At 53.0% G+C, this 16,092-nt stretch carries 17 protein-coding genes; 5 read left to right on the top strand and 12 right to left on the bottom strand.

What is annotated here, in order from left to right:
- Positions 1 to 115: 115 nt before the first annotated feature.
- Positions 116 to 1,729, top strand: coding sequence for a nitric oxide reductase transcriptional regulator NorR (norR, locus tag ACXAF9_RS11695; RefSeq protein WP_475074303.1), 1,614 nt, complete (start codon positions 116 to 118; stop codon positions 1,727 to 1,729).
- On the opposite strand, the gene ACXAF9_RS11690 is transcribed toward norR, so the two are convergent.
- Positions 1,680 to 2,180 carry an N-acetyltransferase family protein gene (locus ACXAF9_RS11690; RefSeq protein ID WP_475074301.1) on the bottom strand — a complete coding sequence of 167 codons (501 nt, stop codon included), beginning with the start codon at positions 2,178 to 2,180 and terminating at the stop codon, positions 1,680 to 1,682. The two genes, norR and ACXAF9_RS11690, sit on opposite strands and share 50 nt — an antisense overlap.
- A 172-nt stretch (positions 2,181 to 2,352) precedes the next feature.
- Between ACXAF9_RS11690 and ACXAF9_RS11685 the strand changes: the two genes are divergently transcribed.
- Together ACXAF9_RS11685 and ACXAF9_RS11680 are read left to right on the top strand one after the other, a co-directional pair.
- Positions 2,353 to 2,850 carry a hypothetical protein gene (locus ACXAF9_RS11685; protein WP_475074299.1) on the top strand — a complete coding sequence of 166 codons (498 nt, stop codon included), beginning with the start codon at positions 2,353 to 2,355 and terminating at the stop codon, positions 2,848 to 2,850.
- Between the two features lie 34 nt (positions 2,851 to 2,884).
- Entirely contained in the window at positions 2,885 to 3,589 is a 705-nt protein-coding gene (locus ACXAF9_RS11680; protein ID WP_475074513.1) for an NlpC/P60 family protein, read from the top strand.
- 44 nt (positions 3,590 to 3,633) lie between these two features.
- On the opposite strand, the gene ACXAF9_RS11675 is transcribed toward ACXAF9_RS11680, so the two are convergent.
- The 11 genes from ACXAF9_RS11675 to ACXAF9_RS11625 form a co-directional block, all read right to left on the bottom strand.
- Positions 3,634 to 4,830 carry a urate hydroxylase PuuD gene (locus ACXAF9_RS11675; protein ID WP_475074297.1) on the bottom strand — a complete coding sequence of 399 codons (1,197 nt, stop codon included), beginning with the start codon at positions 4,828 to 4,830 and terminating at the stop codon, positions 3,634 to 3,636.
- 218 nt (positions 4,831 to 5,048) lie between these two features.
- Entirely contained in the window at positions 5,049 to 6,011 is a 963-nt protein-coding gene (locus ACXAF9_RS11670; protein ID WP_475074295.1) for a FecR domain-containing protein, read from the bottom strand.
- Between the two features lie 8 nt (positions 6,012 to 6,019).
- On the bottom strand, positions 6,020 to 6,547 hold the full coding sequence (locus ACXAF9_RS11665) for a sigma-70 family RNA polymerase sigma factor (protein WP_475074293.1): 528 nt from the start codon (positions 6,545 to 6,547) through the stop codon (positions 6,020 to 6,022).
- A 129-nt stretch (positions 6,548 to 6,676) separates the two neighbouring features.
- Complete coding sequence (locus ACXAF9_RS11660) at positions 6,677 to 7,621, bottom strand: metal ABC transporter solute-binding protein, Zn/Mn family (RefSeq protein WP_475074291.1); 945 nt, start codon at positions 7,619 to 7,621, stop codon at positions 6,677 to 6,679.
- Entirely contained in the window at positions 7,621 to 8,514 is an 894-nt protein-coding gene (locus ACXAF9_RS11655) for a metal ABC transporter permease (RefSeq protein WP_475074289.1), read from the bottom strand. Before ACXAF9_RS11655 ends, ACXAF9_RS11660 begins: the two co-directional genes overlap by 1 nt.
- Entirely contained in the window at positions 8,514 to 9,293 is a 780-nt protein-coding gene (locus ACXAF9_RS11650; RefSeq protein ID WP_475074286.1) for a metal ABC transporter ATP-binding protein, read from the bottom strand. The genes ACXAF9_RS11655 and ACXAF9_RS11650 overlap by 1 nt, the downstream gene beginning before the upstream one ends.
- A complete protein-coding gene (locus tag ACXAF9_RS11645) occupies positions 9,290 to 10,246 on the bottom strand; it encodes a metal ABC transporter solute-binding protein, Zn/Mn family (RefSeq protein ID WP_475074284.1) in 957 nt (318 codons plus the stop codon). Before ACXAF9_RS11645 ends, ACXAF9_RS11650 begins: the two co-directional genes overlap by 4 nt.
- A 4-nt stretch (positions 10,247 to 10,250) precedes the next feature.
- On the bottom strand, positions 10,251 to 10,901 hold the full coding sequence (locus ACXAF9_RS11640; protein WP_475074281.1) for a DUF6162 family protein: 651 nt from the start codon (positions 10,899 to 10,901) through the stop codon (positions 10,251 to 10,253).
- A complete protein-coding gene (locus tag ACXAF9_RS11635; protein WP_475074279.1) occupies positions 10,898 to 11,233 on the bottom strand; it encodes a hypothetical protein in 336 nt (111 codons plus the stop codon). The genes ACXAF9_RS11640 and ACXAF9_RS11635 overlap by 4 nt, the downstream gene beginning before the upstream one ends.
- A 1-nt stretch (position 11,234) precedes the next feature.
- Positions 11,235 to 11,804: a hypothetical protein gene (locus ACXAF9_RS11630; RefSeq protein ID WP_475074277.1), complete on the bottom strand. Its 570-nt coding sequence runs from the start codon at positions 11,802 to 11,804 to the stop codon at positions 11,235 to 11,237.
- Positions 11,804 to 13,018 carry a PepSY-associated TM helix domain-containing protein gene (locus ACXAF9_RS11625; protein WP_475074275.1) on the bottom strand — a complete coding sequence of 405 codons (1,215 nt, stop codon included), beginning with the start codon at positions 13,016 to 13,018 and terminating at the stop codon, positions 11,804 to 11,806. Before ACXAF9_RS11625 ends, ACXAF9_RS11630 begins: the two co-directional genes overlap by 1 nt.
- Positions 13,019 to 13,440: 422 nt before the next feature.
- Between ACXAF9_RS11625 and ACXAF9_RS11620 the strand changes: the two genes are divergently transcribed.
- Positions 13,441 to 15,003: an ABC transporter ATP-binding protein gene (locus ACXAF9_RS11620; protein WP_475074273.1), complete on the top strand. Its 1,563-nt coding sequence runs from the start codon at positions 13,441 to 13,443 to the stop codon at positions 15,001 to 15,003.
- A gap of 9 nt (positions 15,004 to 15,012) precedes the next feature.
- The gene (locus tag ACXAF9_RS11615; protein WP_475074271.1) at positions 15,013 to 16,089 is read left to right on the top strand and encodes an ABC transporter permease; all 1,077 of its coding nucleotides are present in this window, start codon (positions 15,013 to 15,015) and stop codon (positions 16,087 to 16,089) included.
- Positions 16,090 to 16,092 lie beyond the last annotated feature (3 nt).

The raw sequence follows: 16,092 nt of genomic DNA, 5'->3' as shown, positions 1-16,092 counted from the left end.
TATTTTCTCGAATAATAAATAGGTCAAAAAGACCTAATATAAAAAAGGTCTAATTGACACATAAGTGTTTTTGAAACACATTGGCTTGAGGGTAAAAATCAAGGAGTGGCACACAATGAAAGACGTAAGCCCAACGGCGTTGGTGGATCTGTCGATGGACCTTGCAAGGTCCCTGCATAACGATGATCGTTTCGAGCGCCTTTTGGATGCGGTGCGAAAATGCATCGCCTGTGATGCGATCGTGCTTTTGGTGTGTGATCACGATACCTTGCGACCACTGGCTCAACAAGGCTTACATTCGGACGTTTTGGGTCGACGCTTTCTCATAGATGATCATCCTCGTTTTCAGGCCATGATGGAGCAAGGCGCGCCCATCAGCTTCCCCGCCGACTCCGCTCTGCCAGACCCATACGATGGCTTGGTATTGGGCCACAATGGCGAGCTTCCGATCCATGCTTGCTTAGGCATTCCGCTGATCCGAAACCAGCGCATTTTAGGGGTATTAACCCTAGATAGCTTAACCGCCGGGGCCTTTGATGCCTTAAGTCGTTACACCTTGGATGTGATTGGCACGTGCGCAGGAGCAACGCTCGACACCGCGCTGACCATGGCGCAACTTGAGCGACAATCACTGCAGCAACAGCAGATGGTCTCGGAGCTAAATCAGCACACCTTACAACGTACCGGTTCCGAGTTGATTGGCCAAAGTGCGGTGATGCAGTCTTTAAAACGGGAGATATCGCTGGTGGCGATCTCCCCTTATACCGTGCTCATCGAAGGTGAGACCGGCGTTGGTAAAGAGCGCGTAGCCGCGCAGTTACATCAAGAATCACCGCGTGCCGACACCCCGCTGGTCTATGTGAATTGCGCCGCCCTGCCCGAGAATTTGATAGAAAGTGAGCTTTTTGGCCATAAAAAAGGCGCGTTTACCGGTGCAGATCAGGATCGGACGGGCAAATTCCGCTTAGCCGATGGCGGCACTTTGTTTTTGGACGAGATAGGCGAAATCCCACTGGCGGCACAAAGTAAGTTGTTGCGTGCGCTGCAAGAGCAAGAGATTCAACCGGTCGGCCAAGATACCACCGACATGGTGGATGTACGTGTCATCGCTGCAACTAACCGAGATTTGGCCAAAGAAGTCGAGGCAGGCCGTTTTCGAGCAGACTTGTATCATCGGTTATCCGTTTACCCCATCCATATCCCTCCACTGCGCGAACGTGAAGGTGATGTCGCCTTACTGGCCGGTTTTTTTGCTGAACAACTGCGCCACCGTTTAGGCCTTGAGCAGATCATCTTAAGTCCAGACGTGTCGCTTACGCTTGCCCAATATGACTGGCCGGGAAATGTGCGGGAGCTTGAACATGTGATCAGCCGAGCGGCCTTAAGAGCTCGCGCGCGTGAGGCCTCATTAAAGATAAAGATCACCCCTGCTGACCTTGAGCACCTAACGCTGCGGGTCAGTGAAGCGCCCACCCAAACGCCCCAAGAACCCGATGGCCATCTGGCGATACAAGGCGGACTTCGCCAAGCGACGGAAGTGTTTCAGCGGCTTTATATCTATCAAACCTTGCAAGAAGCCGGCGGCAATTGGTCCGGAGCCGCCCGCAGGCTCGAGGTCGATCGCGCCAACCTAACGCGCTTGGCTAAGCGCCTGGGGATTCAAGTTAAGCGGAGGGTGGTTAAAGCGCCTTCTGCATCCAAAGAAGATCTAAAAACCGATCAAACTTGAAGCCAACGCCTTTCATCAGACCTGTGGATTCAAATCCGAGTTTCTCATGCAACGCGATGGACCCTGTATTGTTGGCTTCGATGCCGGCTACCATGACTTTTTTGCCAAGGGCCTTGGCTTCATCCAATAAAGCGGCCAACAAGGCGCGTCCTGCGCCTTGGCCTTGAGCGGACTCGGCCACATACACAGAATGCTCAACGGTAAATCGATAGCCCTCAAACGGTCGCCAATCCCCGAAAGAGGCGTAACCGAGCACTCTGTCTTGATCATCGACGGCCACAAGAATGGGGTAGCCTTGTGCACGTCGCGCCTGAAACCAAGCGACTCGGTTTTCTAACGAAACCGTAGTTTCGTTCCAGATGGCGGTGGTGTTCTGCACCGCATGGTTATAGATCTCGGTGATGGCGGGTAAGTCAGCTTCGGTGCAAGATCGTACAAATACAGTAGGCATGTGTAACCTTGATTTTAGGGTAGGTGATATAGTAAAAATACTAACCGATATTGTAATTAGCTCAAGGATGGAGCAATGCAAAATGTCAGTCACCTCCTTCTGTATTACTCGTTCAAGAGTTTCGTTTGCCTACATGGGCACCACACGCATTTATCGAAAATAAAGGATAACTATGTATAGCTTAGCCAAAGCATGTTTATGGGTATGTTTATCTCTATTTAGCCCTCTCTCTTTTTCGAGCGATGAGGTCGTATTTCTAAATCAATTCGTTATAGATGATACACATGTTAATGATTTTAATGAGTTTTATAGTAGCTTCTCTGAAGCAGTAGAAAATAAAGATTATGAGCGTGTGAGTGAACGAGTCTCTTTTCCTCTTGAAGTAAGGGGCGAACTAGATGATGACTATGAATTTGAAATCCAACCAAAAGATTTTTCTAATTTCTTCAAGTTGATGATGCGGTCAACATATCATGTAATTATTGAAGATAAAGAAATTACTATGAGCTACGAAGAGGCTATCTTAGCTCGTATGATGACGGTGTCTTATGGCACTGATGAGGTTGATGTGGATGGTATCCGATTTTCACATTTCGAAAATCAATGGACGATCCAGGAAATCTACTTGCCGTCAGAGGCTTTGGATAAATTGAAACAAGGAGGTTTTTAATGAGTGTCTTAAAGGTAGTAAAGGAGCAGAAGTAATACGTTTGCAGATACTTCTTAACGGTGCTTTGAATCCGAATACTAAGATTGTTAATGATGGCGACTTTGGTAAAGCAACAGAAGCGGCCGTTATAGCATTCCAAAAAAGTAAAGGTTTGACCGCAGATGGTGTTGTAGGCCCTGTGACATGGAAATCGTTAGGCGTTGATACTCAAAAGAGTACTTCAGTTGATGCTAAAGAAGTTAATGGCCCGCTGTGGTATCAAATAGCCGTTGCTGAAAAAGGCGTATCTGAAATTGCTGGAACGAAACATAATCAACGTATTATTGAATATCATGCGACGACAACATTAGGCGCTAAAACGGATGAAATTCCATGGTGCTCGTCATTTGTAAACTGGGTAATGAACCAAGCTGGAATAAAGGGTACTAATAACGCTCTTGCGAAGAGTTGGGCTACATGGGGCTTTGAAAGTAGTTTTCCGCGAGTCGGTGATGTTGTTGTGATCAAACGTAAGAATAAAAGCAGTGACGCAAGCACCGGCAGCTCAACTGGATACCATGTTGGATTTTACGTCTTTTCTAATGCGAGTATTATTTCAGTTTTTGGTGGGAATCAGGGTAACAAAGTTAAACAATCAAACTTTTCACGTAATCGGTATGATGTGATTGCTTATAGAAGGCCCGCTGCCTATATAGGCTTACCATTACAGCAAAAAGCCTCGCCAATGCTATACGCTTAAAAAGCACTCCAAGCAGGACTTTAAGTCCTGCTCTCTTTCCCCAATCACAACTTTTCTGCCAACCAGCGGCCCAATTCTGCGCGCTGTTCGTCGGTCATTTCGGTTTTATTCATAAACGGCATGTCTTTCGAGACGATGACGCGTGCTTGAATGCGCGGTAGCCAGTTTAGGATTTCGGCTTCGGTATCGTACATCACGCCGGCTGGGGCGACTGTGAAGATGTCATCGGTTGGGGCTTTGCTGTGGCATGTGCTGCATTTGTCTTGAATTAAGGCGATCGCTTGGGCATCGGTTAAGCCGATTGCCGCGCTGTCTGAAGAGGCATCTGCATCTGGGGATGCGGGTTTTAGTACCCACGCCAGCGCGATAAAGGCGAGTAACGCCGTGATTAAAATGTAGGGTTTGACGATGCCACGATGACGCAGGTTAAAGAAGTGTCGTGCCCATGCGGCGATCAGCATGATCGCACCCAATACGAGCCATCCATATTCGTGGCCGAAGGTCATCGGGTAGTGATTGCTCAGCATGATGAACAGCACAGGCAGCGTGGCGTAGTTGTTGTGGACAGAGCGCAATTTTGCGTTGTAACCAAACTTAGGATCGGGTGCCGTGCCGGCTTCGACGGCGCGCACCAGCTCGCGTTGGGATGGCATGATCACTGTCATCACATTGGCCGCCATGCAGGTACCGATTAAGGCGCCGATGTGGATGTAGGCTCCGCGATCACTGAACACCTGGCCAAGCCCCCACGCCAGTGCGGTCAGCAAGATGAGCATAACGATGCCGAACAGCAACGGCTTTTCCACCAGTGGGGATTTGCACGTAAGATCATACACAAACCAGCCAAGGACAAGCGTCCCTATGCCGATCATAATGGCAACACTTTGGCTGATCTGGGCCTTATTAGGATCGATTAGGTAGGCATCTGCACCGACGTAGTAGACTAACGTGAGCATCAAGAATCCGGTGATCCATGTACTGTAGGCCTCCCATTTAAACCAGTGTAAGGTGGTTGGTAAGGTCTCTGGGGCCAGCTTGTATTTCGCCACTTCGTAAAAGCCACCGCCGTGGACGGCCCATAAATCCCCCGAGATCCCTTTCTGTTTTTTCCAATCGGGCGGTGTTTGCAGCGTGTTGTCCAACCAGATGAAATAGAAGGATGCGCCAATCCACGCGATGGCAGTCACAACATGCAAAAAACGGATGATCAGGCTCAACCAGTCATTCAGGTATGGATCCATAAAGGTGCCTCTTTTTGAGCCATTTCGGATGGCTTTGTACGGTTACGGTGCGAAATCGTTTGTCATTGGGCAGGTTTTCGGCTGAAACCTGTCTTATTGGTCAACTTTTTATAGCATTGCACAAAGTTTGCCAAATGGTTTTGGTTTTTTGAAAAAAGAGGCGTGTAAAGGATGGCAGTCTAGGGCTAAAACACTGTCTGTTACTACGATCTGAAGTGTTACCCCGACTCCTTCGGAGCAATCACCGTGATCCACGGCAGGGGATGCTCGATGGTGATGGGCAATACTTGGGAGAGCATCGAGAGTGATTGTTGGGGTTTGGTCAGCGGGAATGCGCCAAATACGCGCGCGTCGAACAGAGTATCGTCCAAGTAAATGTAGCCCTTTTTAAACGGGCTCAGCTCATCGATCAGATCCTGAAGGCGGATGTCGTCGGCCACCAGCACGCCGTTGCGCCAAGAATCGCGGCGTTTATCGACCTGATGGCGTTGCGGCGTTTGATGGTGTTCTAAGTGGATCTGCTCACCGGCAGCAACGGTGACGCACTGGGCCTCTAAAGGCGTGGCCAGCACGTTGCCCTCAAACACCGACAGTTGGGTTTGATCATCCAGTTGGCGTACGCTGAACTCTGTTCCGATGGGGGTGAAGGTGCCTTGGGCGGTATCCACATGAAAGGGGCGATCATCCTGAGCGGTTTGGATAAACAGCTCCCCTTTGATCAGATGCACAGCGCGCTGAGTGGCATCGAAGTTTACATTGATGGCCGAATCGCTGTTAAGCCACAGGTGCGTGCCATCGGTGAGCGTAAGGGCTTTGATCTCCCCAGTTTGGCTTGCAAAATCCGCATCGCTTGCTGCACCGAGGGACGTTTCAGTAAAGCCATACCAGCTTAAAAGGCCTGCACCGGAAATACCCGCCAAGGCTCCGAGTGCCGCGCGTCGATTGACCCGACTGGAGCGTAAGCGGGTCAAGGCTTGCTCGCCCTGCTCTGGGTTGGCTTTGACGGGGTGAAAGCGCTGGCTGACTTGCTCGACCATACGCCAAGCGTGTTGGTGCTCTTCGCTTTCTTGCAGCCAGAGTTGCCAGCGTTGACGATCCTGATCCGTAGCCGAGGCGTCGTACAGCACCGAAAACCAGTTGGCCGCCTGAGTCAGCGCCTCTCGGTTAATGGGGTCATTCATGGTGGTGATCAAACGGGTTGGAGTTTCTGGGCTTCAAGCAGTAAGCATTCCAACATGGCGTTGGATAAGTAATTACGGACGCATCGTTCGCTGACCTGAAGTTCGTGGGCAATCTCTTTACCCGTTTTACCATACAGCATTGATAGGACAAATGTGCGAGCCACCGCTTCGGGCAGGCGCATTAGCATCTGATCTATCTCGTTTAAGGCTTCCAAGATGGCGACTTGATGCTCAGCCGACGGGACTTCCGCTTCCGGATGGTTGGCCAACGTATCCAGCCACGCTTGCTCAACTTGCCGACGTCGCCAAAGGTCAACGCACAAACCACGGGCGATCACACTTAAGTAGGCGCGGGTTTGTTGGTTGTTACCCAGAGCTTTGGGGCGGTTCCATAAGCGTAAAAAGGCATCCTGCGCCAAATCGGCCGCATCCTCACGGTTGCCTAAACGGCGAGTCAGCAAGCTGTGCAGCCAGTTATGATGGCTTTGGTACAGCTCTTTGAACTGATCGTGACTGATGGGAGTGGACGCGGACATGAAGAAACTGCCTAATTGTTCGCTTAGAGATAAAATGAAACTCGTAAACTAAACGATAATCGCTAGCATTTCAATGTTGGATTATTGATCAGTCCGCTTGGTTGCCCACTCAACCCCCTCGTCTTCCCATCACAAGGCCGGATAAGCGCCCGCCAAGCGCGATAGGTTATCGCGCGTCCACTCGATGGGATCTTGATGCGTCTCATCAGGTAAGGTGATCACCACAGGCGTTGCCCCGCCCTGCTCGATGGCTTGGGTGATGGCAGGCTCAGCAAAGCGTGGTTCCAGCAACACCACTTCGATCTCTTGATCGGTCAGCCACCGGCTTAACGTCTCAAGCCGTGATGCATCCCATTCACGGGTTGCCGCGGTTAAGGTGCCGACAAGCTCCAACCCAAGGTCCGAAGCCAAATAGCCAAAGTGTGGCCCCAAGGCTACGGTGGCTAAGGAGTCGGCATTGGCCAGTGCAAGGTCTGTCTCGGCTTTTTGCTGCATCAATTGATGCTTCAAGCTGCCCAAGTTGCTTTGGAGGGTATCCGCCGCCTCTGGCACCAGAGCGGATAAGTCCCGAGCAATCACATCGGCCATGCGTCCCAGTGCGGTTGGGGAGAGCCAAGGGGCGGATTGCTCACCATTGGCGGGCATGGGTTCGAGTTGGAATTGGGCGTACAAGTCTGGGTCGTTGTCCGGTGTCAGTAGCGCAATCCCCGCGAGCGCTTGATCCATCGGCTGTGTGGCATCAATGGGGACAATACGCAGGTTGATGCGGCGACTGTGTGGGTAGATGGGGTCCTCAGGCCATAAACCATTTAAGGTGATGACCGCTTCACTTTGGCTCGCCAACTGGGTCAGTGTTCGTTTGCCGCGGCCATTTAAGTAAGAGTACAAACGCGACGCCGGCAACTTTAACGAGGCAACCGGTGTGGCTTTGATGCTTGTCCCCTTTACCAAGGCTTCGGTGATCGCTTGCGTGGCGGGATGGGCCGTCAGTACTTGTGTGTCGGCACGGGCCGCTAAGGCGGTAAGCGCACAGCCTAGCAATAAACATAAGCGGAACAGCAGAGCGATACGCATTATTGGCCTCCTTTTAAGCTGGGCATCAAGGCGCGGGCCAGCACCGCGAATAGGAACAACACACCGGCACACAGAATAATGGCCGCGCCCGACGGTACGGGCAGTGCCATCTCCATCGGAATTAAGATGCCACTTAGGGTCGCCACTAAGGCAAACAGCACACTGAGCACCACAAACATGTGTAACGAGCGAGAGATGATCTTGGCTGCGGCAGCAGGGATCACCAACAAGGCCCCGACCAGCACCGCACCGATCACCTTCACCGAGGCAACGGTGACGATGGTGACCAGTAAGATGAATAGGTAATCCAGCGTTTTCACCCGCACTTGGCGCACCGTGGCTAACGCGGGGTTAAAGCTTGCCAGCATAAAGGCGTTATAGAGTGCCACCAGTGGTACCGTCACCAAGACCGCAACGCCCGCCAGCACCGCAAGGTCAGTGGTATTCACGGTCAGGATCGAGCCAAACAGCACGTTTTCCAGAATGTGGACGTTGATCTTCCCGGCCAGGATCAGCAATACACTCGCCCCAAGCGCCAAAGACAGGGATAGAAACACCCCAATCAGCGTATCGGCGGTTAAACCTGTGCGGTTTTTGAGGTAATTCAGCCCCAAACCAAACAGTATGCAGTAACCAAACAGCGCGCCGTACGGCCCTGTGTAGGGTTCGCCCAGCAAAATGCCGATCGCTACCCCGGTCAGAGCCGAGTGCCCGACCGCTTCTGAGAAAAACGCGTGGCGCTTGACCACCACCAAGGTGCCTAATAGCCCCAATACCGGGCCAATGATTAATCCTGCGAGCACGGCATTAAAGGCAAAACCGTATTCTAAGGAGCTTGGCAGATACCCCGCTAAAGCCCATTGCTGAACGGCCAATCGAAGAGACTCCATCATCACACTCCGTTAGCCACGTTAGAGGCATCAGACGCATTAGAATTAAAGTAGCTGTGGGTCAGCATCTGCATCGCTTTTTCGGGCGTAAGCTCCACCTTGGGGTCGCCATGAAAGAGCAAGCGTTGGTTGATCCCGACGACGGAATCGGCCATGCGCCGAACCGCCGCCAGATCATGCTCTACCCACAAGAGGGTCACACCGCTGGATTTAAGGGATTCGATCACCGACTGAAACACCTGAACACCGGCTTCATCGAGGGCGGCCATAGGCTCATCCAAAATCAGAAGGTCTGGCGATGGGATTAAGCTTTGCGCCATCAGCACACGCTGGCGCTCGCCACCGGAGAGATCCCCCATGCGACGATGCGCTTTTTGACTCAGCCCGACACGCTCCAAAGCTTCAAGCATCCGGCTTTTTTCGTCGCGGCTGAGTGGCCAAAAGGTAGGCTTTTTTGAGCTGAGCGCTCGCATAAAATCGAGCACGGTCATTGGCAAGGTGCGATCAAACTCCAACGCTTGCGGAACATAACCGATGACGCCGGGTTGATCGGGCCAGATCACCTTAATATCACCTTGGTGCGGCGCAAGCCCCAACAAACAGCGCAACAGCGACGATTTACCGCCCCCGTTGGGGCCGACAATCGAAAACAATGCGCCTTGGGGCACAGTAAAGGACAGATCGCTTAAAATTTGGTTGTTGCCGTACCGCAGCGAGACCTGATCAAACTGGATCAAAGGCCCGCATAAAGCGGTGGCCGGTGCTCTGGACTGTGTATTCATGGTGTCCCCTGCCCCGTCTGCGCGTTTGCGGACATCTCTTTGATCGCCCGCACCACTGTCTGGAAGTTGTCGGCCATCTCTTTTTCAAACTTTTCGGGGTAATACGCGCCGTAAATGATGTGCGAGAGCGGATAGAGCTGCACACCGGTTTCGTGGCGAATGGTATCGACGTAAGGAGATGGAAAATTCAGCTCCGAGAAGATGATGTCGACATCCAAGTTTTTGATCATATCGATGGTTTTGGCCAGCTGTGAGGGGCTTGGCTCGATACCGTGGGCCGGTTCCACCACGGCAGTGACCTCAATACCAAACTCTCGCAGCATGTAATCGTACGCACCGTGAATGGTCGCAACCCGTAGATCTTGCCCCGGAATGTCAGTCAGCTGCGCCAAAGCCGATGCGCGAATCTTACGCAGGGTTCGGGCGTAGTTGCGTGCGTTTTTCTGATAGAGCTTGGCGTTGTCCGGGTCCAGTTTACCGAGTGCTTTGGCAATGGTTTGGATCTGACGGATAGAGCCTGTGATCGATAAAAACGTATGCGGATTGACGATGTTGCCTGTGCCACTTCGAGACTGGTTCATCGCCCCAATGGCCGGCAGCAACGGGACGTTCTCGTTGGCTTCAATGACCGGGATATCGGGCTTTTCCGAGGCGGCGATCATCCGCTCAGCAAAATCATCATGACCAATGCCGTTCAGTACGACCACATCCAAGGTGCCAACCCGTTTGATCTCTTCGGCGCGTGGCTCGTAGGCGTGCGGGTTAAAGCCCTCGGGGATCATCGGGATCACCTCGGCGGCATCCCCCACAATGTTGGTGACGTAGCTGTAGTACGGGTGCAAGGTTACGCCAATTCGAAGGGGGGCGGCGTTGATGGCGGAACTGAACAGCGCCAGTATCAAGGCCAATGGCATCAGCAAAGTGGTTCGAAGTAGAGCGATGTTGAACAACACTTCGTTAGGTTCCAGGACGGGTCACACTGGCATCAAAGTGAGAGATCACCTCTTTCCAGTCATGAGCAAGCAGATGGGTTTCGATGTACGGATCAGCCTCTTGCGTAAACGGGGTTACCTCCCCTTTGTGATACCAGATCGATACCCTTGGGGCGGCTTCATCCTGATCATCCGTGCTGTTTTGGTGCGCGTGTGGCGTTGCTGTATTAGGCGCTGCGGTATTAGATGTGGCTATCACCGCCACAAAGCTGCCTGCGACCTCGCGCGCTTTTGTGTTCCCCCAAAAAAGCCAAGCGGTTGACGTTTTTTGTTCAGACCACTGATGACCGCCGCGCTCCTGGCTGACTGCATCCATGACAAAAGGCGGGATCAGATTGTCCGCTAACGTAGCCAGATCAATGGACTCATCGTCTTCAATGCGCCAGAGGATCTCCTCTGTGGCGGCCAGCAGATCCGCATAGAGGCCCTGTTCGGCGGGGTTCAGGTCGTATCGAGCATCGATTTGGTGATCGGCTTTCACAAAGGTGTCGGTGGTCGCCTCGCGATCAAAGTGGATGTAGATCGCCGCCAGTAATACGGTGACTAAAGCCACGATCAGGACACCGATGTTCTCATCGCGCACCCCTTTGGGCTTGATCAGCACCGTTGTGCTCATCGTTTAAGGCCTTCGATGTCGTGCCAATCCACTTCGACCGTGTGACCTGGGCCTGCATCCAGCAGAATGTAGAACTCCCCATCAAACGGGGTAAAGCGCACGGTGGATTGCTCGTTAAACGCTTGGGCTGTGATGATCTCCTCATCGTAGGAGATCAGATCCACCGAGACACCGGATGCGCTGGAACCATCGGAAAAGCCTGCCTCGCAGATGATCTCCTCACCTTTTAGGGCGCAGTTACAAAACGGATAGTGAGCAAACGATAACGGCGATACGGTCAAAAGCGCGACACCGGCCGCCAACGATAAACGACGAAGGGTAAAAGTAGCCATGTTATTGAGCCTGCTGATTTTTTAGGAATTCAACGGTGGCAGGTGAGGCTTCTGCCAACGACCAGGTGGTGTGATACACCGAGCCATCCCACCCCTCGGCGGTGAGCCAAAGGTCCGCATCCGGCGAGGTGTTTTCCGGCACAGGGATGTGCAGCATCATGCGATACGGCGTACCAAACCCTAGGGAGCCCGCTGTACGCAGGCTACGCGGTTTCCCGACGCGCAGGTACACCGCTTTTACCTCTTTGGTGCACGCTTCACAGACGGCTGCGTTAAAGAGCTTCATGTAGCCGGCCGGGCCGTTCATGGTGGGGCCGTATTCGAACTGCTCGGCCAAGGTGACCTCCCACGGGCCAACGGCTTTGGTACCGATGACGTGGGCACCTAGGCCGTTGTCACCACGGAACAGAGCCATGATCTCGATGTAATATGGGGCCAACACCACCGGGATTAAAATCAGCAAGCCACTTAAATGAAAACGCCAGCGAAACCACCAAGTGCTTTGCTTTTGACGTTTTTTCGCCGCTTTACTCAGTGGTGCGTCGGTTGCGGTTTGAGATGCACTGCTCATCAGGAGGCCTCCCCTTTGCTCATCAGCGTGGCGTTTTCATAACGCTCGGCTTTGCGTTCACGAATCACTGCTTGGGTGGATTTGTAGGTGCGTTTGGTCCAGATCATCATGCCGCTGAACACCATCATGGTGAGCAAGATGCCAAAGAAGAAGTACACCAGCTTCAGCGTTAAACCAACAAAGTCGCCGGTGTGGAGCGGGCGCATCGATTCGGTGACCAGCTCTAGGTTGCTGCGATCGGATAAGCGTCGTGCTTGGTCGATGGCGCCGGTGTATGGGTTCACATCAAAGTGCTCGATGATCAGCGGATAACTCTCGTTACGGGCGTTCACTGAATAGTGGTTGTAGGCACTGCCGGGTAACGAGACCTGCTCTGGGCGAAGCTCTGGATAGGTGTTAGCGACCACGGCCACCGCTTGGTCGGGCGATAACATTTGTGGGTCACCGTTGGTGACATTGGGCACCTCGTCACGGGCAATGTAGATCGGTGGTCCGTTGGTCGAGATGGAGATGGCGTTATCAAACAGCGCCGCTTGAATTAAGAACCAGATGCCGGTGACCGAGATGATTAGGATAAACGGGATCGACCAGATGCCCGCCAACCGGTGAAAATCGCCCCAAAACACACGAGCTCCGCGGTTAAAGCGCAAGCGAGGGCTAAAGAAACCGCGCCAGAATCGTTTATACACCACCAAGCCTGTAATCAGGGACATCAGCATCGGAATCCCGACAAAGCTTACGATGTACCAGCCAAAGCTGTAGAAGGTGAAGCCGTTATCAAACGGCAGCAGCAGCCAGCCATGGATGGCTCGGACAAACTGGCGAAAATCAAATCCAGCGGCCTTGCCTTGAATCTCCCCTGTGTAGGGGTTGATGTACACCGTCGCTTTGGTCGAATCGGGGTAGCTGACCACGGCGCTCAGTGCGAACTGGGATTTGACCGGGCGCGAGATACGTTCAATGTAGACCTCGGGCGAGTCTTTGTGGACGACGTCGATGATCTCGTCGTAGGTCAGAATGCGGGTCTTGCCTTCGGGCTGGTTGGCGCGAACGGCGGGGTCTGCCAGCCAGACAATCTCTTGGCTGACCGTCGCAATGGAGCCGGTTAAGCAGACAAAAAAGACGAAAAACCAGATGGGCATTGCCAGCCAGCTGTGCACCAAAAACCACAGTTTGGTGCGGCTTTTGGGCGGTTGGGCGTCATCGTGCGTCATAAAAGGAACCTGATATTGGGATGCATGCACTTAATGAAACGAATAACTCGGCAAAAAGGTGAAAGGCGAAGGCAAAAAAAATGAAAAAAATGTCACAAGCGCGTTTTGGAGGGCGTTTCGGTGAAAAAACCTATGTGTGTTGGGTCTGTGTTTGGGCGCTGATCGTGTAAAATGCACACTATCAGTGCGGTGATCCACACATCAGCCCTTCACAATGCGCCTTTCATCGAATCGTTAACACGGTCGGTGATGCTATAAACTTGACTGTGCAGTCAGGAATCATCGAGCGTACGCCCTCTTACCTGGGTGGTTGTCGTTCCAATCCTGACTTTTTGGCCAAGTTTTTGCTAACAACGGATGCATTCATCGCTGTATCGTGATCATCAGCAGCGCAACGATTACACAAAGGATACGAACAACGTATGTCTTCGATTGAAGTTAAGGCGTCCGAGACGGATCGGCTGTCTTTGCGAGGGATAACCAAGCAATATCCGGGCTGTTTGGCGAACGATCGAGTTGATCTGTCGATCAAACCCGGCGAGATCCACGCCCTGCTCGGTGAGAATGGTGCCGGTAAAAGTACCTTGATGAAGGTCATCTATGGGGTGGTGAAGCCCGATGCAGGCGAGATCATCTGGGAAGGCCAGCGCATCGAGGTCAAAGACCCAGCTCATGCCCGATCACTGGGCATTGGTATGGTGTTTCAGCACTTCTCTTTGTTTGAAACCCTGACGGTCACCGAGAACATCGCCCTAGCGCTTGGGGATCAAGCCAACGATTTAAAAGCGCTGGCAGACAAGATCCGCACGGTCTCTGAAAAGTACGGTATGGCGTTGAACCCCGATCGACATGTGCACTCACTGTCGGTGGGCGAGCGTCAGCGTGTTGAGATTGTGCGCTGTTTGGTGCAGAACATTAAGCTGCTGATTTTGGATGAGCCAACCTCCGTTTTAACCCCGCAGGAGGTCGACACCCTGTTTGTGACCTTGCGCCAGTTGGCCGCCGAAGGCTGCTCTATCTTGTTTATCTCCCATAAGCTCAACGAAGTAAAAGCTTTGTGTCATGCCGCTACGGTGTTGCGCGGTGGTCGAATCTCTGGTGATTGCATCCCTCAAGAGGAAGATGCCTCATCGATGGCGCGCATGATGGTCGGTGATGAGACGCCCATCACCATGGATTACGCCAAGCGCCAAGGCGATGCGGTGTTCTTGCAGGTACGTGGTTTATCCCGCACCAGCCATGATCCGTTTGGGGTGGATCTGAAAGGGGTCAATCTGGATGTTCACGCAGGTGAGATCGTCGGCATCGCCGGCGTTGCTGGTAATGGCCAAGAAGAGTTACTGGCTGCCCTATCCGGTGAAGATACGGTCGAAAACCACGATGCGATTCACTTCCCAAGTGGCCCTGTGGGGCATCTATGCCCGCAACAGCGCCGTGCACAAGGCTTAGCCTTTGTTCCTGAAGAGCGCTTAGGCCGTGGCGCTGTGCCGGATATGAGCTTAAAAGACAACGCGCTGCTGACCGGGTTTTTATCGGGCTTAGTGAAACGCGGCATGGTCGATGGTTGCTCGACGCAGAGCTTTGCGACCCGCATCATCGATACCTTTAAAGTCAAAACCCCAAGCAGCGAAACCCACGCGCGCAGCCTATCAGGCGGTAACCTGCAGAAATTCATCATCGGGCGCGAGATTCTGCAAAAACCACAGCTCTTGATTGCCGCGCACCCCACATGGGGCGTCGACATTGGTGCGGCGACGGCGATCCATCAAGCGCTGATCGAGTTGCGCGATCAAGGCGCTGCGATCTTGGTCGTGTCAGAAGACATCGACGAGCTGTTTTTGATCTCCGATCGACTGTGTGCCATCTGTGATGGCGAGCTTTCCCCGATCAAACCGACCGAAGACACCACCCTTGAAGAGGTTGGTCGTTGGATGGCGGGTATGTTTTCCACCGACGAAGCGCCGAAAAGCGCGTCGCTCGTTTAAGGAGTCCCTATGCTGAAGTTAGAACCTAGGGGTGAACACTCCAAAGCGATGGCGTATGGCTCGCCGGTGCTGGCTGGGGTGTTAACCCTGCTTACAGGCGCCATCTTTTTCTGGGCGCAGGGACACGATCCGCTGCATGCCTTGTACACCTTACTGGTGATGCCGATCTCCGATACTTATGGCTTGGCCGAATTGTGTGTGAAAGCCGCGCCGATTCTGCTGTGCGCGATTGGCCTTGCTGTGGTGTATCGCGCCAATGTCTGGAACATCGGCGCCGAAGGTCAACTGCTGATGGGTGGCCTTGTGGCCAGTGCGCTGGCTGTGAACATTCTAGAGGCCGAAGGCAGCTGGGTATTGCCAGCCGTTTTATTGGCCGGTGTGGTCGGCGGTGCGCTCTGGGCGCTGTTGGCCGCATGGTTGAAAACCCGTTTTAACGCCAACGAGATCCTAACCACCATCATGTTCAACTACATAGCCCTGAACCTGTTGGTGTATGCGGTGCATGGGCCGCTCAAAGACCCGCATGGGTTTAACTTCCCGGAATCAGCGATGTTCAGTGATGCGGCGATCTTACCCACGCTGGTGGATGGCACGCGTGTGCATGCCGGCATTCTGTTTGCGCTCTTGGCCGTTGCGGCGGTGTGGGTCATGTTAAGTCGCAGCTTTATCGGGTTCCAGATCAAAGTACTGGGTCTGGATGCGAGCGCAGCGCGTTTAGCGGGCTTTAAAGACAAAAAGCTGGTGTGGATCACCATGCTGATCAGCGGCGGTTTGGCAGGGCTTGCTGGGGCCTCTGAAGTTAGTGGCCCAATCGGCCAGTTGGTCCCGCAGATCTCCCCAGGTTACGGCTATGCCGCGATCATTGTGGCGTTCTTGGGGCGCCTGCATCCGGTCGGAATTCTCTTGGCTTCGCTTTTGATGGCGCTGATCTACATGGGCGGTGAGATGGCTCAGATGGAGCTCAATATGCCGCTTGCGATCACCGGTTTGTTCCAAGGGATGTTGCTGTTTTATCTGTTGGCGTGCGATGTGTTGATCACCTATCGCGTTAAATTTTCTTTCGCACGCAGCCGCGTTGCATCGTAGTTT

Source organism: Neptunomonas sp. ABH4_499 (assembly GCF_056160565.1).
Note: the sequence above shows the minus strand (reverse complement) of the source record. Positions and strands in the feature narration are given on the sequence as shown.